Raw genomic sequence first — 20491 nt, 5'->3', positions numbered from 1 at the left:
GTGAATGGAAGCAAAATGATGTACGCAAAATCAAACTCTTTCTGGCGAGTATGGTTCTTCTCATTGCTCACGATCTTGTTGCTATGGAACACCATCCAGCCTGCTATCGGGCATGCGGACCCCGCAAGCGGCCCCGGATGGACCTCCGTTGACGGAGGAGGAATCGGGACGAGTCCCGACTTACCGAATAAAAGCGCCGCTCTTCCGCATGCAGTCATGTTCGACAATCAATTGTATACGATTTTTGTGGAATCGGTTCAGGATATGATGATGTCCTCCACCAATGCGATTCGAGTCATGAAATCGGAGGACGGGCAGTGGGTGAGCGCCGACGGGGGAACACCCCTGAATGTGAGCCCCGATCCGCTCGAACACGTATCCTCCCCATTCTTGGCCGTGTACGACAATGAACTCTATGCGATCTGGGAAGAGGGGATCTCGCCAAGGTCAATTTACGTCAAAAAGTTGCAGGGCAACGCGTGGGTGCCGTTAACCGGCGGCCAGACACCGACTCCGCTCAACGGGTCTGCAGGCAGCCGGAACGGGTATATGCCTGCCATGACCGCACACAACGGTTTCTTGTACGCATCGTGGGTCGAGAATGGCAGCATCCAAGTTAAGAAGTATAACGGCACGTGGACGAATGAATCCATTATTTCGCTGAAATCGAACAGTACGGTATCGAACCCGGCTTTTGCCGTTCATAACAATGAGATTTATTTGACTTGGGGCGAGCAGTTAAGCAGCAGCCCTTATTCCTACTATATTCCTGTCATGAAACGAGCGGCAAACGGTATTTGGCATAGCGTATCGGGTGCGGATGGCATTAGCGAATCGACAGCTCCGGCCGTTTTGCCAAAAATGCAAACCTACAACGGTCTATTGTACGCGGTCTGGAAAACCGACACGGCCTATAAAATAAAAGCATATAACGAAACGAGCTGGAGTTGGGTAGGGGACGGGACATTCCCGGCACCACCGAATGTTACTCCGCAATACATGTTCCTTACCGTATTTCACGACAAGCTGTTTGCCAACTGGGTGAACCCGGGCACCGGTATCCCCCTTCTTCTTGCAACGGCCACGTATTATGATGGTACAAATTGGACACCGGCCAGCAGCGGGTTGGAATCGAGCTATACGGACGGGAGAATGGGCGCGGTGGTCCCCACGGACGACTTGCTCTATATGGTGTGGTCCCATTCGGGTGTAATCCGAGTGTCCGCGTATAAGGAAGGACCGCCGGCGCCTGTCGGCGTACAGGCGACAAGAAACGGCAACGATTCGGCAGCGCTTAGCTGGACGGTCGGAACAGGGATCACGGGGTACAAAGTGTACATGGGAACCCAGTCGGGTACGTATGGCTCCGCTCCGCTTGCAACCCTCCCCGGCACGCAAGGAAGCTACACGGCCACCGGCCTGGAGGCAGGGAACACGTATTACTTTGCAATCAAGGCCGTTAATGCCGACGGGGAAAGCTCTTATTCGACGGAGGTAAGCGTTGCGATCCCTCAGCCGGCGCCGACCCTAAGCGGTTTGGAATGGGGCACCGGCAGCACGCCGGGAACGATTCGCGTCACCGAGCTGCCCGGCATAGGCACGTACAAATACGCAATCGCCGATCCGGATGCACTGTCCCAGCCGATGGTAGGCGATGACGCCGCCGTCGCGTATACCCAAACGCTTCAGAAAAACGTTGATTTTGCCATGCAAAGCGGTAAACGGGTGTTCGTGGTCGAGGTGGACGGCAACAACCGTATTCTCAAGTGGGCCGGCATTCCGATTGCCGACAGCTTGATTGCCGCAGCTGCGCCTCCGATCGTCGGCCTCGTCTGGGCACCGGGCAGCGTGCCGGACACGACGAAGGCCACGCAGCTGCCTGGCACAAGCACTTACAAGTATGCGCTGGGCGCAGCAGGCTCCTTCACGCAGCCGGTCAGCGGTGCCGACGCTGCACAGCTCGGCTATACGAATTCGCTAGTGACGAATGGCAATATATCCGTAACCAGCGGTCAGCATATTTTCGTCGTCGAGGTCGATACCCATAACAAGATTGTCAAATGGAGCGATGTCCTTGTCACAGAGGAGCAGATCGCGCAGCTGGCTCCTTCGCTAGACGGCTTGACATGGGGCACCGGCAAGTATATCGGCACAACGAGAGCAACGCAGCTGCCGGGCGCCGGCGTATACAAATATGCGATCGGAGAAGCCGGCGTGTATTCCCATCCGCTTACTGGCGCGGATGCCGGAGCGTTGAATTACGCAGCGACGCTCGCATTGAGCAGCAACATCGCCGTTCGCAGCGGCCAGCATTTGTATGTGGTTGAAGTGGACAGCGGTAACCGGATTTTGAAATGGAAAGATATTGCCGTATCGGACAGTCAGATTGCGGTAGCCGCGCCGGCCTTAACCGGCATCGAGCTCACCAAGGGGACGGTTCCGGGAACGACGCAGGCGATTCAACTGCCCGGCAGCGGCAGCTATAAATACGCGATCGGCGATGCGGATTCCTACATGCAGCCGGCGGTCGGAGCAGACGCGGCCGTCCTTGGGTATACGCAGACGTTGACCATAAACGGCAATATGGAAGCGACGAACGGCCAGTATCTGTATGTGGTCGAGGTCGACAGCAGCAACGGGATTCTCCAATGGACCCCGATTCCGATCGCGGACGACCAGATTATGGAGGCTGTATCGCCGATCCTGCATACTCCGGTTGCGGGTGACGGACAAGTCACGCTTTCCTGGAGCTCGGTAAACGGAGCGACGGGGTATGCCCTTTACGCCAGCACGACACCCGGCCAGTACGGAACGGAAATGACGACGGTGGCCAGCTCGGTATACGAGCATGCGGTGACGGGGCTTGTAAACGGAACGACGTATTACTTTGTCGTCAAAGCGAAGTACGATGGAGTGAACGGCCCGCCATCGAACGAAAGAAGCGCAACGCCGCAAGTGCCGTTACCGGGAGTGCCGGTATTGAACGCACCTGTTGCAGGCAATGGACAAGCTGCTCTTTCCTGGAATCCGGTCGGCGGCGCGATGGGGTATAAAATCTACGTCAGCACGACGTCCGGCCAGTATGGATCGGAAATTGCCACGGTAGGCGGCTCGGTTTACGGGCATTCTGTAGCGGATCTTGCAAACGGAACGACGTACTACTTTGTCGTCAAAGCGATGAATGCGGGAGGAGACAGCGCGGCATCGAACGAAGGAAGCACCGTTCCGGGCGCGGCTCCATCCGCTCCGTATCCGGTTTCTGCGACGGCAGGCGACGGGCAAGCAACCGTTACGTTTCAGGCTCCGACCGATAACGGCGGATTCGCGCTCACCGGTTACGAAGTGACAGCATCGCCCGGGAATATCACCGCAACCGGAACGACGAGCCCGATTACGGTCACAGGTCTGACGAACGGCACGGCTTATACGTTCACGGTGAAAGCGATCAACCGTTTGGGCGGCAGCGCCGCTTCCGAGCCGTCCAATGCCGTTACGCCAAGCTTGTCTTCCGGCGGCGACAGCGACGGGGATAACTCGCCGCCGACACCTTCAGAGCCGTCAGCGCCATCCCAGCCATCCACACCGTCCGTTAACCCGGACACGACCGCGATCGTGTACGTCAATGGAAAAACGGAAAACGCCGGGGTATTGACGACAGCAACGGTGAACGACAGGAAAGTCACCACGGTTGCACTCGATCCGAAGAAGCTGGACGAGAAGCTTGCGGCCGAAGGCTCGGGCGCGGTCATTACGATTCCGGTCACGGCGAATGCGGATACGATCATCGGCGAGCTGAACGGCCGGATGGTGAAAAGCCTGGAACAAAAACAAGGGGTTGTACGACTCCAAACGCCTTATGGCATCTACATCATTCCGGCATCGCAGATTCAGATCGACGCGGTTTCGGAACAGCTCGGTAAAACTGAAGCGCTCGAGAACATTGCCATCCGAATCGAAGTAGCCGTCTCGACTTCCGACACGGTGCGCGTTGTCCAAAATGCCGCCGCCAGCGATGAACTGACCGTGGTCGTGCCGCCGCACGATTTTACGGTAAGAGCGGTTACCGGCGATGAGGCCGTCGAGGTGAATCAGTTTGACTCCTACGTGGAACGGATGATTGCGATTCCGGAGGGCGTGGACCCGACTCGGATTACGACGGGCGTCGTTTTGAAGGCGGACGGCACGCTTGCGCATGTGCCGACGAAGGTGACGCAATTTGAGGGGAACTATTATGCGGTAATCAACAGCTTGACCAACAGCAGCTACGCGGTCATCTACAACGTAAAAACCTTTGACGACATTGCCGGCCACTGGGCCAAAGCCAGCATCGACGATATGGCGACGCGACTGGTCGTCAACGGAGCAACGGCCGGGCAGTATAAGCCGGACCACGAGATTACGCGGGCGGAATTCACGGCGATCGTCGTCAGAGCGCTTGGTCTTCGGAAGGCGGATCAAGCTCCGGCGTTCAACGATGTGAAATCGTCGGATTGGAGCTACGAGGCCGTTTCCATCGGAGCCTCTTACGGGTTGGTGCAAGGATACGAGGACGGCACGTTCGGTCCGGATCGGAAGATCACCAGGCAGGAGGCGATGACCATTCTGTCCAAGGCGATGACGCTGATCGGAATGGACCTGTCGGTTGCTTCCGGACAACAGGAGAAGCTGTTAGCCGCATTTTCCGATCAGAACTTGTTAAGCGATTGGGCCGCGCTGCCCGCAGCGCTCAATATCCGCTACGGCATCGTAGAGGGAAGCGGCGAGCAGTTAAGACCGCAGGCCAATATTACAAGGGCGGAGACGGCTGCGATCGTGCAGCGGTTGCTGCAAAAAGCCGGGTTAATCTAATCCGCGTGTTTCTTGCAAACGAGCCAGCTTCATACCGATTAAGACAAGGCTGCCGAACGGGATTCGGCAGCCTTTCGCTTTAGCGGCGCCTCCTAAAACGTAATATGATCGTGGCTCCACTCTTCATGGGAGCGAAACTGGTGCGGGGTAACGCCCAGTATACTGCGAAATACCCGGCAAAAATAGCTGCTGCTCGCGTATCCGATCCGCTGGGCAATCGTTTCGACGGACATTTAAACCAGATAACTATAAAGAAAGAGTGCTTAGCTTGGCGGTTATGCAGAGCCGGCCAGCGAAGTCAGTCGCGATATTGCGAAGCATCATGCACCCTGAAACTGCTCCTATCCGGGTACACTACTTTTTCTCGGCAAGCCAGTCCGCAAGCGTACCGATCTCCGTCTCGTTCAGCGAGCCGCTGAAGCCCGGCATGCCCCGGCCGCCTTTGGCGATCTGGTCGGCGATCTGGTCGCGGGTTAGTTTGGCGCCTACTTGGGTCAGGTTGGTAGGAGGGCCGATGCGTCCTTCCAATTTTTCGCCGTGACACGACAAGCACTTTTTCTTGTACAACGCTTCCGCCGTGCCCGCCGTCTCGGAACCGGAAGCCCCGCATCCGCTCAACATCACGGCGGCGGACAAGACGATCCCCGCTCCCCATAATCTCGCCTTGCTTGGCTGCTTCATCTGTAACCCTCCATGTTCTGAATTCCGGTTTCCGGTTATGCCCATCTTAGCATATCCACTCCGGTTATTGGCTATGAACGCGGGATTCCTATGAACGTTCTGCGAATATTGCCTTCCGCCTTCCGGCAAAATGGGCGAAAACCCGATCAAAAGCCCATGCCACCGGGCGTTCGTCTACATATAGTATCTTAAATCCGCATTAGCCCGCACCCAATCCAATTGCAGCGGCTTGAACAACGAGGAGGGATTACGAGTGTCGATGCTGAAGGAAGACGCCTACTGCATCTGCAAGCTGTATATGAACCGGCCGGTGCAGCTGCAGACCAGAGATGGCCAGACTCATCATGGGACGATCGTGCATGTAGATAGCGAGCATGTGTACCTGCAGCTGTCCGGCGACGCGAACGGCCAAGCCAGAAACTTCTACCCGCCGTACGGATACGGATATGGATACGGAGCGCAAAACCAGATCATGACGCTGGCTCTGTTCGATCTGCTGGCGATTACGCTGCTGCTGCTCTGATCGCTGACACGGTGGAGGTTAACAGGCAGGCGTGCAGGCAGTCCCATGAGGGGCTGCCTGCTGCTGTGCGGAGCTTGTCTTCCTGGCTGCCGGATTGCCTCTGGCGACAAGTGGAGACAAAAAAAGAGACCCGCAAGCAACGGGCCGCGGATCTGAAAGTTATATATATGAAAAAGGGGGTCGATATTTAGTATAGGCGCTTTTCATTAAAGCGAGATGAAAGAGACATTGCAGTTTGGTTACAAGCTGTTTTCATTTTCGGGACAAAAAGTCGGAAAGGTTGGCTGAAACCGTTCTCCCCCTTACTCCGAGCAGCGTCTGCCGTTACAATATACGGGCCGGTACAAAGTCGGATTCATTGAATGTGCGGAGCGGTTAGAGGTTCGACGTTTAACGACGAACATAGGGGAGGCGGTTATCGGGATGAAGGGAAACGGAATTGCGGAGATAAAGCGAACCGAAGCGGGGATCGAGGAATGTCTCGCCCGGGAGTGGCAGCTTGCTCTGCGTCCCCGGTTTTGTTAGGATCGGACTGATCGATCAAGGCCCGGTGGAGGCCGAACAGGCAGGGAGGTTATGTTCCATGAAGCTTTTTATTGTAACCGGCGCTTCCAAAGGACTCGGAGAGGCGCTGCTGCGCCGATTGATGCAGCCCGGCCACACGCTGGTCGGCATGGCCCGCAGCGATGGCGAACCGCTGCGGGCCGAAGCGAAGAGCAAAGGCGCCTTACTGAAATGGATTCGCTGCGACATGAACGATATCTTATCGCTTGATACCGTAATGGAAGAGGCGTGCGCCGGAATTGCGGGGGACGGGCTGGAGGCCGCCGTGCTGATTAACAACGCAGGCATGGTGGAGCCGATCGCCCCGGCGGACGTCGCTGCCGGCGCCGAACTGGCACGCAATCTGACCGTTAACCTGATCGCTCCGGTCGTGCTCGCCTCGGCCTTTCTTCGCCTGACGGCGGGCTGGGGAGCGGATAAGCGGATATTGAACCTGTCATCCGGCGCCGGTAAGAAGCCGTATGCCGGATGGAGCGCCTATTGCGCGTCCAAGGCGGGGCTCGATATGTTCACCCGCTGCGTCGGCGAGGAGCAGCAAGCCGCCGGCACAGCGGGAGTTCGAATCTTGTCAGTCGCCCCCGGAGTGGTCGATACCGGGATGCAGGAGGAAATCAGGCGGACCGACCCGGCGTTATTCCAACAGCACAGCCGGTTCGTACAGCTGAAGGAAACCGGCGCTCTGGCTTCCCCGGACGAGACGGCGGGCAAGCTGCTGCGGGTGTTGTTCGACGATCGTTATCCGACCGGCAGCCTACTGGATGTACGCGAACTGGGCTAATGCGTAGCTGCCCTATCAGGGCGAGACGACGATCAGTTTGACGATCGCCAACTCGTTTCAAGAGACGGAGTTCGGATAGCTCCGATTCCGAGCTGGAAGAGAGATGAACTCCAAGCGAATCTCCAACCTGTCAGCCGCAGAGCTTTCGAACTGCTTTCATTTATGCGGACGAAGCCCTGCGCCGGCGGAGTTATCCGTGCCCCATCGTCCCTTCATTACTTCTCCGGCTGATTCTTTTACGATTCCATCTCCCATGTAATGAATGCCAAAAATATTTGGATGAATAGTAACTTTTTGCCTGTCCGGTGCGTTATACATAAAGGAGATAATCGGCAAGGAGTTGAAAGCCCATGCAGCTTAACCGCCGCCGTGGGAACGGCCGCAAGGTTAAAGCGGGAGTGGCAGCCCTCGTATGCGTTCTTTTTGTAATCGCTTTCATTGTGGTTCAGCCCGTATCTGAACGGATATCTCGGCTGACTGGAGAAACGAGCCGGAACCCGGACGACCGTATTGATATGGAGCAGCCTGTCCGTCTGAAGGTTGTATATCCGGATGAACAGATATTTATGGAGAAATACGGAAAGTCTTTTAGGCTCCGTTACCCGAACGTATCGTTTGAAGTGCTCACTGCGGTTCCCGGAGACCCCGGAATCCCTCTGGCGGAGTCGGGCTCCATCAAAAAGATGCTGAATCAGGAGCGTCCTGACGTTCTGTTGTTAAACCCGGAATCGCTCGGATATCTGGCTGCCAAAAATCAGCTGGCGGCGCTGGACAGCTGGATCGTCCGGGACCGGTTCGACCTGCAGGCGTTCGATTCGAAGGTGACGGACCGGCTAAGGCAGCTGGGAGGAGGCCTCTTATACGGTTTGGCCCCGGAGATAGAACGGATGGGGTTATTTTATAACCGCGACCTGTTTCGGTCGGAGGGCTTCGCTTATCCCGTCAGCCGGATGAGCTGGTATGACGTTCTGCAGACGGCCGCCCGCTTTCAGGCGGAGGGCGGGGATGGAGAGCGGATATTTGGTCTGAGCGTATATCCCCGTTCTACACCCGGCAGCTTGATCAGTCTGGTTGCGGCGACACTCGATTTAAGAATGATCGACCCGGTATCCCGGGGGCTTACGCTGCAGGCTGCGGGCTGGCGGGACGTCTGGACGACGGTGATCGGCGGTTACAAGAACGGGTATCTGGCATGGGAAACGTTGCCGGCCCGCAACCTGTTTCTGGAGGGGAAGGTGGCGATGAGCGTACAACCTTTTACCTTCTTGTCGAAGCTGCGGGAATCGGGCGGAGTGTCTTTTGATTGGGACGTTGTGACCGAGCCGGTCAACCCCGGCAGTCCCGACCAGTCGGCTACTTTTCAAATTCCGATGATTTATGCCGTCTATGCCGGTTCGCCGTCTGCCAAGGTCGCTTGGGAGCTGGTGAAGCATATCAATAGCCCGGAAATCGCCGATCAGCAGCTCCATGACAACCGGGAAATTCCGCTTCTATCCAGAAAGCAGCAGCTTCTCGAACGTCTGAGGAGCAGCGGCGTGAAAGCCGATATCGATTGTTTCTACGAGCTGAAGCCGGGTGGGAGCGTGTCCGCGCCGAAGGACGGAGTGCCCGCCGCTTTCCGCAGCGTATTCGCCGGGATGATGGACGGAGAGGCGGTCCAGGTGCTGGAAGGCCGCAAAACGGTTGCCGAAGCTTTGCAGGCGATGGAGCGCCAAGGCGGAGAAGCTTTGCTTCACAGCAGGACAGAGGGGCGCTGAGCCCTTCGATGTCGAGCAGGCTTCCTGATCTGCATCGTGATCAAAAGTTGACTTTTTGAACAACCTCTATAAGTGCGAGTTCAAAAAGTCCGGTTTTCAGCACCGAGAAGATGGGATGAAGCAAGGAAATGAGGAGCGGAGCGTAGTGGGAGCTACGAGAGCACCGGAAGTTCTGGCTGAATTCCATATTCGATGTCGAGTAAGCTTCCCGATCTGCATCGTGATCAAAAGTTGACTTTTTGAACAACCTCTACAAATGGGCGGCATTTCGCCGGCTTACGGCTTTACAGGCGCTGCGCAGGTGTGTTACGCTTGTTAGCAAGAAGAACAATCGAATGGACGGCAATCATCAAACGGGCGGAGACGAGGAGAACCCTTTTGCTGGTAAGCGCTTTGTATTCTTTATAGGGTACGGGCTGCTTCATCATGCGGGAGGGTTTTTTGTCGTTCTCTTCGCCGGAGGCGGCTGAAGCGGAACAATCCGATCCCGTCCTTTGTCGTCATGGGGAGGCAACTTGTATGAGCGCAAAAGCAAGCTTTTCAGCAAGCAATCGGGCCGAACTGCTCCAGCACATGTCGGAGCGGCAACTGGACGTGCTGATTATCGGGGGAGGCATTACCGGAGCCGGCATCGCCTGGGACGCCAGCAAGCGGGGCTTAAGCACGGGTCTGGTCGAAATGCACGATTTCTCGTGGGGTACGAGCAGCCGCTCGACGAAGCTGGTTCACGGCGGGCTGAGATACTTGAAGCAGGGCGAAGTCAAACTGGTCATGGAGGTCGGCCGCGAACGGGCGCTGCTGTACAAAAAAGCTCCGCACATCGTCATTCCGGCGCCGATGATGCTGCCGATCTACAAAGGCGGCACGTACGGGTATTGGATGTCTGCGATCGGTCTGTACGTCTACGACTGGCTGGCGGGGGTCAAGCGCAGCGAGCGGCGCATTATGTACGGACGCAGCAAAACGATCGAGATGGAGCCGCTATTCAAGACGGAAGGATTGAAAGGGTCCGGTTTTTATTACGAATACCGTACCGACGATTCCCGGCTTACCGTCGAGATCGCCAAGACGGCGTACCGGCATGGGGCGAAGCTGGTCAACTACGCCAAGGCGGTTGATTTTATATACGAGAACGGCAAAGCGGTAGGGGTTCATGTGGAGGATGTTTTAACCGGGAACGTGTACGCCGTCCGCGCGAAAAAGATCGTGAATGCGGCGGGACCATGGGTAGACCGTGTACGTTCCAAGGATCAGGAAGTCAAAGGGAAACGGCTGCTGCTGACCAAAGGGGTTCACCTCGTCGTCGATCACTCGAAGTTGCCGGTCCGCCAATCGGCTTACCTGGACGTCCCTGACGGCCGGATGATCTTTGTCATCCCGCGGGAGGGCAAGACGTACGTCGGAACGACAGACACGTTCTACGAGGGCAAGATTGAGGAGCCGAGAACGACGCGCAAAGACCGCGATTATTTGATTGATGCCGTTAATAACGCCTTCCCGGGCGTGAAGCTGACTGCCAAGGATATCGAATCGTCCTGGTCGGGACTGCGACCGCTGATCCGCGAGGAAGGCAAGGGACCGTCGGAAATATCCCGCAAGGATGAAATTTTCCGTTCGGAGTCGGGGCTGATTACGATTGCCGGAGGCAAGCTGACCGGCTTCCGCAAAATGGCCGAGAAAGTAGTCGACCTCGTCGAGAAGGAGTTGGCCGAGCAGGAAGGAAGACGCAGCGCCGGCTGTACGACTGATCAGGACTCGATTAGCGGCGGCGACCGGGACGGCTTCGAGCTGTATGAGGAGTACCGCAACAAATGGATCGAGAAAGGGACGAACCTGGGAATCGCAAAACGCGATACCGACTACTTGCTCGCCCGTTACGGGTCCAACATCGCTCCTATATTTGAGGAATATAAAGCTCGCACCGAAGCGGGAGGACGCACGAAGCGTGACGGGAACGGAATCAACCGGGAGCTGCTGGAAGCGGAGCTTCACTATGCGATTACGCATGAGATGACGGTTACCGCCTCGGACTTCCTGATCCGCCGCTCCGGTCTCGTCACGTTTGACCGTCCGCGGGCGGAGACGCTGAGCACTCCGGTGGTCGAGACGATGGCCCGGCTGCTCGGCTGGAGCGGGGAGGAAGCGGAACGCCAGCTGCGGGAGGTGCTCGCCTACATCGCACAGGTTACGAGCTTCCCGGAAGGGAAAGAGTAGCCGCCCGCCGATGGCGAAGCGGGCGATTCTACAGATAGAGAAGCAGGAACAAGCCCAGGCCGAGCGCCAGCAAGCCGCCGATCCGGCTCATGAGGACGGCGGTTTCGCCGGGTTTGGCCGCTTTGGCGGCTTTGGTCTGCCAGCCGATATTCCAGAACCGGCCGGTTGCCGGGAAGATGATATTGATCAGGCCGATTGCGATGAACACATAAGGAATCCATTTGATTACGATCATAGAGGCACCTCGTTTGAATTCGTAAACCGCAGCGAACGATGGGCTGCACTTCGCGTCTAGGGAATGTTTGGTATGAATACGCTTACTCTGTTTACGTAAATGGAGGCGGGAAAGTTTCGCCAAACAGGGGAAATTGCCGGGCGGTATTTCTTTCGGGGGATGAGGATGGTATCGTAGGTAGCATACAGCTTAAGGGGAGGGACCGGACATGACGCAGTATGTAATGGCGCTCGATCAGGGAACGACAAGCTGCCGGGCGATAGTGTTCGACCGGAGCGGGCAGGTCGTGCGGATGGCGCAGAAGGAATTTCGGCAATGGTTTCCGCAAGCGGGCTGGGTGGAGCACGATGCGGCAGAGATATGGAGCGTCCAGCTGCAAGTGATGCGCGAAGCCGCAGACGGCATCGAGCCGTCCGAGATCGCTGCGATCGGCATTACGAATCAGCGGGAGACGACAGTCGTCTGGGACCGGACGACCGGGGAACCGCTGTACCGGGCGATCGTCTGGCAGTGCCGCCGGACGACGGAGACGTGCGAGGAGCTGAAGCGGGAAGGCTGGGAGGAACGCATTCGCGACAAAACCGGTCTCGTCACGGACCCGTATTTCTCCGGGACGAAGCTCAAGTGGATTCTGGACCATGTACCGGGCATACGGGCGAAGGCGGAGGCCGGCGAAGCGCTGTTCGGGACGATCGACTCTTGGCTGATCTGGAATTTGACCGGCGGCAAAGCCCATGTGACGGACGTGTCCAATGCGTCGAGGACGATGCTGTTTAACATCCATTCGCTGAAGTGGGATGAGGAGATTATAGAGAGGCTCGGCATACCGGCCGGCATGCTGCCGGAGGTGAAGCCGTCCAGCTTCCTGTATGGGGAAACCGATTTGCTGGGCGGCGCTGCGGCGATCCCGGTGGCGGGCGCGGCTGGAGACCAGCAGGCGGCGCTGTTCGGCCAAGGGTGCCATGAGCCGGGGATGGCGAAAAACACGTACGGAACCGGGTGCTTCCTGCTGAAAAATACCGGCACCAAGCCGATCGCTTCGAAGGAAGGGCTGCTGACGACGATCGCGTGGCAATTGGACGGTCAAGTGAACTATGCGCTGGAAGGAAGCGTGTTTACAGCGGGAGCGGTCATCCAGTGGCTGCGCGACGGCTTGCAGCTGATTACGCATGCGAACGAGACGGAGCCTCTGGCGGCGTCGGTGGAAGATACGCAAGGCGTGTATGTCGTGCCGGCGTTTACCGGTCTCGGCACCCCATATTGGAACGCCGAGGCGAGAGGGATGATTACCGGCTTGACGAGAGGCAGCGGCAAAGCGCATCTCGTGCGGGCGGCTCTGGAGTCGATCGCGTACCAGACGATGGACGTGCTGCGGGTGATGGAACGGGAATCCGGCATTCGGCTGCACGAGCTGCGGGTCGATGGGGGAGCTGCGAAAAACGGCTTCCTGATGCAGTTTCAGGCCGATATGCTCGGCGTCCGCGTGACGCGGCCCAAGGTGCAGGAGACGACGGCGCTGGGCGCCGCCTTTCTGGCCGGGCTGGCGGTCGGCTTCTGGAGCGGCTGCGACGAGCTGAAGTCGCTCTGGGAGAAGGACCGGCAGTTCGAGCCGGGGATGGAAGAGGAGCTGCGGAACCGGAAGTATGCGGGATGGCTGCAAGCGGTCGGTTTCCAGTTGTAAAGGGAAGGTAGCAGAGCTGCCGGGTGATTGTCTGCGGACGATGCCGGCGGCTTTTTCTAATTTCAATAAAGCGCAAAAGCCGAACCGAGACACTCCAAACCACGATAAGCCGCTTCTTACCTTACGCTTTCGCTGGGGCGTTCAGCGTGGCTGCTCGGCGTTGTGTGCTCGCTAATGGGCTAGAGGAAACTGGATAAGAGCGGTTCGTACTCTTTATTTTGCCCGAAACCCGTTTGGATGGGGAAATAAGAGTGGTTTGGAACTTATAAAATCGGCCAAAAGGGTGCAGACCCTATCAGTTGGTTGAAATAAGAGGTGCAAACCGCTTCTATTTGTCTGAGTCGTCCCCATATGGCGAAAATAGAGGGTGCCAGATTAAGCTCATTATTTGGCTCTTTCACTGGTAGCTTCGGTCATTCGGGAGCGCGTCTGCGCAAAGAGGGCGATCGGTGGTACCGAGAAGGAGAAGGGCCTCGCCAAAGCGCTGCACCTCCAGGAAACCTAGCACGCACGCCTCCCAGGTTTCCGAACGCCCCGCAAATGCCGAGTTCGTGTGAACTGCCGAAGTTCGAAAATAGGTCACCTTACCGTACCGGATTCATGCGGGAGTTATTGTCGAGCAGCATTTCGTTCCTACAAGCGGAAGAGTAACTTCCTCTATTCCCGCCAAGTATGTAGATTTTAATCGATAGAGGAAGTATGGTTTCCGTTATTTTGGCTTTATAGGGGGATGTAGGCGGTAATACGGGAAATAGCGGCACAAATGCTTCCGCTAAGCGTCGATTTCCTGCTGCAGTCCCCAGATAACGGAAGTAAAGCTTCCGTAAGAAGCTTCCCGGGGTGTAGGGGAAGTCGGCTGATGGCGCCATAAGGCCCAATCGGCAATACGACTGCAGGTGAGCGGGATGAAGCAAGGGGGAGCCGTGTGGAGTAACGCGCTTTATGGGCGAATCAGCTGATCGGCCTTGTCATGAAATTGCGCATAGGCTATTTCTGCGCATTACCTGTGGCTCTGCCTGGCTAAACCGAAGCTTGCTATCCCCGGCGTGCCTTGCTCCAGAACCGGAAAATGAGCGCACAGGCCAGCAGGCTCGCCCCTGCCGAGAAACCCAGCACGATCGGTACATAACCCAAGTACCACACGCCTACTACAGCGGTGAGCACAAGCAGCCACACTCCCAAATAGACGAGCTCCCGGCCCAGCGAAGCGCCGATTCCGATATACAGTACCGCTAACACGACCGCACGCAGCAGCTCGGCGACGAGCGGGGAGATGAGCTCCATCCGTACGAGCAGCAGCACAGCCGCTAGCAGCACGGCGGCGATTGCAGCCGGAGATCGCCAGCCGGCGGCGGGGGAAGGGGCGGTGACGGAATCTAAAGCTGGAGTTTCGGCGGAAGGTTCAACTGAAGCTTCTGCGGGAGCCGCCGGCGAGTTTTTGCCTGCACCCCGCCACAGGAACAGCGCACTTAGAACGACTGCCGCCCCCAGCAGCACAGTACGGATCGTTCCATGAGGGTCGAGCGGCCACAAATATTGCAAAAATGAGCTGCCCATCCACTGGGCGCCCCAAATATACAAATAAGGAGTATACGAGTATAGGCCGATCCGGTTAAAAGTAACGGTTGCTTTCACGAATATCACCTCGAATTAACAACGTTAGCTTACTATTTGCAGACGGTGAAGTCAATTTCGGAGGCCGGTGCTTAGCGCGATCGACAGAAAAGGATATATTCGTGCCGCCGAAACTACTATAATGGAGATATATGGAATGGAGGTCTAGCCATGACGTTCAAATTAGAGACCACGCGATTGTATCTCCGGATGTTCGAGTTATCCGATGCGGCGGCGGTTCAACAGCTGGCCGGTCGTCCAGAAGTAGCGCGCACAACGCTTGCGATTCCTCACCCTTATCCGGACGGAGCGGCTGAAAAGTGGATTGAAGCGGTGCGGCAATCGTCCCAGAGCGGAGACCATTACGCTTTCGCGATGATTACGAAGGACGAAGGGGCCCTGATCGGAAATATGAGTATGGACGTGGCCCGCAAGCATAATCGTGCGGAACTGGCTTATTGGGTCGGCGTCCCTTATTGGGGGCGGGGATATGCAACGGAAGCGGCGGGCCGAATCGCTCAGTTCGGGTTCGACGAGCTGGGGTTAAACCGCATCCATGCGGCCGCGATGACCAACAACCCGGCCTCCTCCAAAGTGATGGTCAAGATCGGGATGAAGCCGGAGGGTGTATACCGGCAGCATGTTTTGAAGTGGGGAAGCTACGAGGATTTGGCTTTGTACGGCATGGTCCGTTCCGAGTACCTGGAGCGGTATAAGCCGTAGCCATCAAGAGAAGCATTCATTTGCAGATGCGGAGAAAGCTTGACGAGAAAGCTCTTTTGGATAGGGACCGAAAGGATAGAGTGCAGGGATGAATCAACTAAAACGGGACAGATGGAACGGCTTGTCCGGAGAAGCGAAGGACGGCATCATGCGGGGGCTGTCCGGTGAACTGGCCCCGGGCTTTGCCTACATAGGCTTGGAAACTTTCGAACGGTATGGGACAAGTATGGAAACGGGTGTGTTCGAGTACGTGGGACGCCGGTTCGTATTTGTGCCGGGGGATGTCGTGAGGCTGGGATGGAACGGCTGGCAGCAGGGGATGGACGAGGCGGCGCGGGAAGACTTACTGGATGCGTTCGGTGAAAACGGCGTGGAGGATGTAGACGCGTTTCTCCAGGAGCAGATGACGCCGGTACGGGAAGTTGTGATCAGACCTATGCTGGCCGAATGCGAGACACACTCCGCCGGATGGCGCGAAATTTCGGCAGAGGACGTTCCGGCGCTGGACGATTCCGAGATGACGGAACAGCTGGAGCGGTTTAAAAAGTCTGACCTTGGCTCTTACGAGTTATATGAGAGTTATCGCCTGAAACGGGTGAACGGGGACATACGGGTCTATCTGTATGAGGAAGATGTCACCTGCGAGCAGTGGAGGGAGGATGCTTTTCAGGGAGGCTTCAGCCTGCCTACGGAGGACGAGTGGGAGTATATGTACGGGGGAGGCTGCCGTACGTTGTTTCCTTGGGGGGACAGTTTCGATTACAGCATGAAGCTGAAGTATTTCGAAGAGCTGAGCGAGCCGGAGGCGGACGAGGCCGACGGGAGCGCGATACGGAGCGGAGACGGGCGTCCCTACGATTTGGAGCTTCCCAATGCGTTCGGGCTGATCTTCGCCGGAGATCCTTATCAGTACGAGCTTACGGAGGGCGGCAGCGGCCTTATGCCGAAAGGCGGAGACGGCGGCAGTATGATCTGCGGGGGGATGGGACCCGTTGCCGGCTATCTGCCTGCGGCCGCCGTCTATTACCGCGATCCCTACAATACGGAAGCGGAATGGGAGGACTTGAAGGGGCATTCCCGTTACCGGCGGATTGTCCGGTTGTCTGAGCGCTGACAGGGTTGAGTGCAGGCCGCAAAATCATAATCCGATTATTTAGAAAGACGGGAGAGGCAGCGATCCCGTCTTTTTGCTGTTACAAGCAGAGTTAGGCTGGCCGTCGGCCGTACCGCTGTCGACATAGGCGGCTCCCCCTTCATGCGGCGCCAAGCAACGTTTGCCGGAGTCCGGGCGGTGCTGAGTGTCGTGCTGGCACGATAAATTCGGCTTTCCGCATTCCGTTGCAAGGCACTTATTACGGCCGTTCAGCGAACTGTATCGACCCGGTGCCGCTTGGCGTACTCGCGGGGGGAGAGGCCGACCACTTTTTTGAAGATGCGGCTGAAATAAAATTCGTCGCCGTAGCCTACGCTGTGGGCGATCGATTTGAGTCGGTAGTCGGACAAGACGAGCAGCTCCTTGGCGCGGTCCATCCGCAGATGCGTCAAGTAGTCGATCGGGCTGTAGCCGATCACTTTCTTGAACAGGCGCGAGTAGTGACTGACGCTCAGTCCGGCGAGCTGGGCCAGCGATTCGAGCGTCAGCGGCTCCTGGTAGTGCTGCACCATGTAATCTTGCGTATGCTCGATGGCCGCGGTCGTGTCGCCGGCATTTTTCTGTGCGCGAAAATCTTGCAGCAGCGCCAGCCAAAATTCGTGAAGCAAAATTTTGCGGCGCATCGCCGTTATATGGCCCCGCCGCTGCCACAGAACGAACAGCTGCTCCATCAAATAAATGAACTGCGGCGTATTTTGCAGCGAGTACATGCCCTGCAGCGGAAACGGACTTTCCGCAGAGCAGTGGGAAATCCACTGTTCCTTCTCTTCGTACGTTTCCGTATAATGAAAACGTAAAAAGTAATATTCGATCGGCTGTTCGGGATCGGTGCGGCGCTCCACCAGCATGCCGGGCGAGAAAAAGAACAGTTTGCCGGGCTCGGCCGGGTAATGGGTACCGTTGACGGTAAACGTCCCTTTGCCTTTTACGATCAGCCAAAAGGAATGGTGCTTGATCGAGCGCATCGGATGCGCCCAGGTGGGTTCGCATTTTTGATGACCGATCAGCACGATGGAGTAGACAAGCCGGTTCAGCCTGGCGGCTATTTCCCCCGGTGTCAGCATACGAAAACCTACGCTCCTTTCACCCGCAAGCTTCTTGCGGATCAACAACAAGATTAATCATACCAGAAACGGGATACGACAGCGACGAAAGAGGAGATTCGAGTGGATACGACGGAGGCAAAACAATATTTTTCCAAGCATTTACTGGACTGGTACAACGTGCATAAGCGGGATTTGCCCTGGCGGAGAAGCCGCAACCCGTACTATATATGGATATCGGAAGTGATGCTGCAGCAAACCCGGGTGGAGACCGTTATTCCGTACTTCCACCGGTTCGTGGAGAAGTTTCCGTCGGTCGAGGCGCTCGCGGACGCCCCGGAGGAGGAAGTGCTGAAAGCCTGGGAAGGGCTCGGCTACTACTCGCGGGCGCGCAATCTGCAGGCGGCGGTGCGGGAAGTGAAGGAGGTCTACGGCGGGCGCGTGCCGGACACGCAGGAGGAGATCTCCTCCTTAAAGGGCGTCGGGCCTTATACGGCCGGAGCGGTGCTGAGCATCGCCTACAACAAGCCGGAGCCGGCCGTGGACGGCAATGTGATGCGGGTGCTGTCCCGGTACTTCCTGCTTCGCGACGATATTGCCAAGCCTGCGACACGGATCGGGATGGAGCGGCTCGCTAAGGAACTGATCCCCGAAGGGGAGGCTCGCGATTTCAATCAGGCGCTGATGGAGCTGGGCGCAACCGTGTGTACGCCGAAATCGCCGCATTGCCTGACTTGTCCGGTCATGGAGCATTGTGCGGGACGGATGGAAGGAGCGGTGGACGAGCTTCCGGTCAAAACGAAAGCGAAGCCGCCCCGTCCGGAGAAGCGCGCCGTCGCTTTTATCGAGGGCTCCGGAGAGAACGCCGGCAAAGTACTCGCCCGCCAGCGGCCGAAGGAAGGGCTGCTCGCCCGCATGTGGGAGCTGCCGCACGTTCTGCTGCCCGAGACGATCGCGTCGCTCGGCACGGAATCGGACGAAGCGGCGATGCGTTGTCTGAGAGAAAGTCTGGCGAACGAGTACGGCTTGGAGGTGGAGCCGCTGGCGCCGATGATGGATGCGGAGCACACGTTCAGCCATATTCACTGGCAGATGCGCGTCTACCGCTGCCGGTTTGCCGGACTGGCCGGCAAACCGGCAGAGAACGGCTCCGCAGCGGGTGATTCCGACGACGGGAACGTGTTTCTCTGGTTCGGCGAACGCGAGCTGGAGCAGTACGCGCTGCCGAACGTATTCGTGAAAATATTGAAACAGGCGGGAAGCTACGGAAGCTGAACAAGCGGGACAAGCCAAAGAGGCTGCGTATCGGCGCGAATTCGTCGCGGGATGCGGAGCCTCTTTGCGCTTCTCGCCTCAGGCTGCGATAGCGGCGCTTCCAGCTAGTGCAAGTTCAGAGCTGAAGATTGGTTTGAACAAAGGGGAGTTGATGCTCGTGACGCCGGTTGAAGCCGTAGGATAAGCTCTGGGATCGCATCAGGCGCTGACACGGCATCGTTTGCATACTTTGGCTTTGGCGCCGTTCTCCAGCGTCCGGGTATACAGCAGCTTGATGCGGGTGGCCCGGCAGACGGGGCATGTTCCTCGCCCTCTGGAGGGCAGCTTCCAGAGCGCTTTTCCGCGGTTCGATTTGGACATACCGGTTTCGTTCCTCTCTTAGGTTCATCGGGATTCGCTACATTGTATTCGGAGAACCGGCAAAACATGCGAAGCCCGGACTGAAGCAGCGGGAGGAGAAACGAACGCGCGGAGCGGATCGGAGCGGCGGCTCTATCGGCAAACGAAAGCTCCCCGCCGGACGTTACGCAGAGTAACGATCCGGGCGGGGAGCTGGAGTCCGCTTGGAGCGAATTATTTTTTGGCAGCGTCGTAACGCTTGCCAACTTCGTCCCAATTCACTACGTTCCAGAATGCGGCGATGTAGTCAGGGCGTTTGTTTTGATATTTCAGATAGTAAGCATGCTCCCATACGTCCAGGCCGAGGAGCGGCGTTTCGCCTTCCATGATCGGGCTGTCCTGGTTAGGCAGGCTGTACACTTTCAGCTTGCCGTCAGCGCTGAGAGCAAGGAACGCCCAGCCGCTGCCGAAACGGGTAGCGCCGGCTGCTGCAAATGTTTCTTTGAATTTATCGAAGCCGCCCAGCTCGCTTTCGATCGCTGCAGCAAGTGCGCCTGTAGGCTGACCGCCTGCGTTCGGGCCGATCGTCGTCCAGAACAGGGAGTGGTTCGCATGGCCGCCGCCGTTGTTGCGAACAGCTGTGCGGATCGCTTCCGGTACGGCGTTCAGATCCGCGATCAAATCTTCGAGCGATTTGTCGTGCAGTTCCGGATGCTTGTCAAGCGCTGCATTCAGGTTCGTAACGTAGGCATTGTGGTGACGGTCGTGATGGATCTCCATCGTTTGAGCGTCGATATGAGGCTCCAGCGCGTTGTTAGCGTAAGGCAGTGGTGGCAATTGGTGTGCCATTAGTAAGCCCTCCCTAAATATTGGATTTGTACAAACACTATTATCCCTCATTTTTGAACGTAAATCAACACTAAATATACATGTGAAACACTTATGTTTGAAAAGTTGCTCCGGGGTCCTCTTCCATTATGCCCACAATCGAATAAAAATGAACCGGCGTTATCCGCGATTTGCAGCTGTCCGGTTGAAGAGCCGGGGTCGTACCGGACGGGCC

General features: G+C 57.1%; 16 protein-coding genes. 9 read left to right on the top strand and 7 right to left on the bottom strand.

Translation table 11 applies throughout. The features are described 5' to 3' along the window. Positions 1–63: 63 nt before the first annotated feature. Complete coding sequence (locus AC3Y2E_RS24520; RefSeq protein ID WP_379215081.1) at positions 64–4848, top strand: fibronectin type III domain-containing protein; 4785 nt, start codon at positions 64–66, stop codon at positions 4846–4848. Between the two features lie 92 nt (positions 4849–4940). Here AC3Y2E_RS24520 and AC3Y2E_RS24515 read toward each other — a convergent pair whose 3' ends face one another. Together AC3Y2E_RS24515 and AC3Y2E_RS24510 are read right to left on the bottom strand one after the other, a co-directional pair. Beyond that, positions 4941–5081: an AraC family transcriptional regulator gene (locus tag AC3Y2E_RS24515; RefSeq protein ID WP_379215079.1), complete on the bottom strand. Its 141-nt coding sequence runs from the start codon at positions 5079–5081 to the stop codon at positions 4941–4943. Positions 5082–5202: 121 nt separating this feature from the next. Beyond that, a complete protein-coding gene (locus AC3Y2E_RS24510) occupies positions 5203–5529 on the bottom strand; it encodes a c-type cytochrome (protein WP_379215077.1) in 327 nt (108 codons plus the stop codon). A gap of 259 nt (positions 5530–5788) precedes the next feature. Here AC3Y2E_RS24510 and AC3Y2E_RS24505 point away from each other — a divergent pair, with 259 nt between their 5' ends. The 4 genes from AC3Y2E_RS24505 (at position 5789) to AC3Y2E_RS24490 (ending at position 11365) form a co-directional block, all read left to right on the top strand. After that, positions 5789–6052 carry a hypothetical protein gene (locus tag AC3Y2E_RS24505; protein WP_379215119.1) on the top strand — a complete coding sequence of 88 codons (264 nt, stop codon included), beginning with the start codon at positions 5789–5791 and terminating at the stop codon, positions 6050–6052. A 583-nt stretch (positions 6053–6635) separates the two neighbouring features. Next, entirely contained in the window at positions 6636–7394 is a 759-nt protein-coding gene (locus AC3Y2E_RS24500) for a (S)-benzoin forming benzil reductase (RefSeq protein ID WP_379215075.1), read from the top strand. Between the two features lie 350 nt (positions 7395–7744). Further along, entirely contained in the window at positions 7745–9151 is a 1407-nt protein-coding gene (locus AC3Y2E_RS24495) for an ABC transporter substrate-binding protein (RefSeq protein WP_379215073.1), read from the top strand. A 519-nt stretch (positions 9152–9670) separates the two neighbouring features. Then, entirely contained in the window at positions 9671–11365 is a 1695-nt protein-coding gene (locus tag AC3Y2E_RS24490) for a glycerol-3-phosphate dehydrogenase/oxidase (protein WP_379215071.1), read from the top strand. A gap of 28 nt (positions 11366–11393) precedes the next feature. On the opposite strand, the gene AC3Y2E_RS24485 is transcribed toward AC3Y2E_RS24490, so the two are convergent. Next, positions 11394–11600: a DUF6199 family natural product biosynthesis protein gene (locus AC3Y2E_RS24485; protein ID WP_332076140.1), complete on the bottom strand. Its 207-nt coding sequence runs from the start codon at positions 11598–11600 to the stop codon at positions 11394–11396. Between the two features lie 208 nt (positions 11601–11808). On the opposite strand from AC3Y2E_RS24485, the gene glpK reads away from it, so the two are divergent. After that, positions 11809–13281 carry a glycerol kinase GlpK gene (gene glpK, locus AC3Y2E_RS24480; protein WP_379215068.1) on the top strand — a complete coding sequence of 491 codons (1473 nt, stop codon included), beginning with the start codon at positions 11809–11811 and terminating at the stop codon, positions 13279–13281. A 1035-nt stretch (positions 13282–14316) separates the two neighbouring features. Here glpK and AC3Y2E_RS24475 read toward each other — a convergent pair. Beyond that, a complete protein-coding gene (locus AC3Y2E_RS24475) occupies positions 14317–14916 on the bottom strand; it encodes a hypothetical protein (RefSeq protein ID WP_379215066.1) in 600 nt (199 codons plus the stop codon). A 150-nt stretch (positions 14917–15066) separates the two neighbouring features. On the opposite strand from AC3Y2E_RS24475, the gene AC3Y2E_RS24470 reads away from it, so the two are divergent. Together AC3Y2E_RS24470 and AC3Y2E_RS24465 are read left to right on the top strand one after the other, a co-directional pair. After that, a complete protein-coding gene (locus AC3Y2E_RS24470) occupies positions 15067–15618 on the top strand; it encodes a GNAT family N-acetyltransferase (protein ID WP_379215064.1) in 552 nt (183 codons plus the stop codon). An 88-nt stretch (positions 15619–15706) separates the two neighbouring features. Next, a complete protein-coding gene (locus tag AC3Y2E_RS24465) occupies positions 15707–16732 on the top strand; it encodes a formylglycine-generating enzyme family protein (RefSeq protein ID WP_379215062.1) in 1026 nt (341 codons plus the stop codon). A gap of 248 nt (positions 16733–16980) precedes the next feature. Here AC3Y2E_RS24465 and AC3Y2E_RS24460 read toward each other — a convergent pair whose 3' ends face one another. Then, the gene (locus tag AC3Y2E_RS24460; RefSeq protein WP_379215060.1) at positions 16981–17835 is read right to left on the bottom strand and encodes an AraC family transcriptional regulator; all 855 of its coding nucleotides are present in this window, start codon (positions 17833–17835) and stop codon (positions 16981–16983) included. Between the two features lie 102 nt (positions 17836–17937). Between AC3Y2E_RS24460 and mutY the strand changes: the two genes are divergently transcribed. Next, positions 17938–19089, top strand: a complete 1152-nt coding sequence (gene mutY, locus AC3Y2E_RS24455; RefSeq protein ID WP_379215058.1) for an A/G-specific adenine glycosylase — start codon at positions 17938–17940, stop codon at positions 19087–19089. Positions 19090–19287: 198 nt separating this feature from the next. On the opposite strand, the gene AC3Y2E_RS24450 is transcribed toward mutY, so the two are convergent. Both AC3Y2E_RS24450 and AC3Y2E_RS24445 read right to left on the bottom strand, forming a co-directional pair. Next, entirely contained in the window at positions 19288–19449 is a 162-nt protein-coding gene (locus AC3Y2E_RS24450) for a hypothetical protein (protein WP_190929822.1), read from the bottom strand. Between the two features lie 213 nt (positions 19450–19662). Then, a complete protein-coding gene (locus tag AC3Y2E_RS24445) occupies positions 19663–20277 on the bottom strand; it encodes a superoxide dismutase (RefSeq protein WP_190929823.1) in 615 nt (204 codons plus the stop codon). Between the last annotated feature and the right edge of the window lie 214 nt (positions 20278–20491).

It is taken from the genome of Paenibacillus sp. MAH-35 (assembly GCF_058135425.1).
Note: the sequence above shows the minus strand (reverse complement) of the source record. Positions and strands in the feature narration are given on the sequence as shown.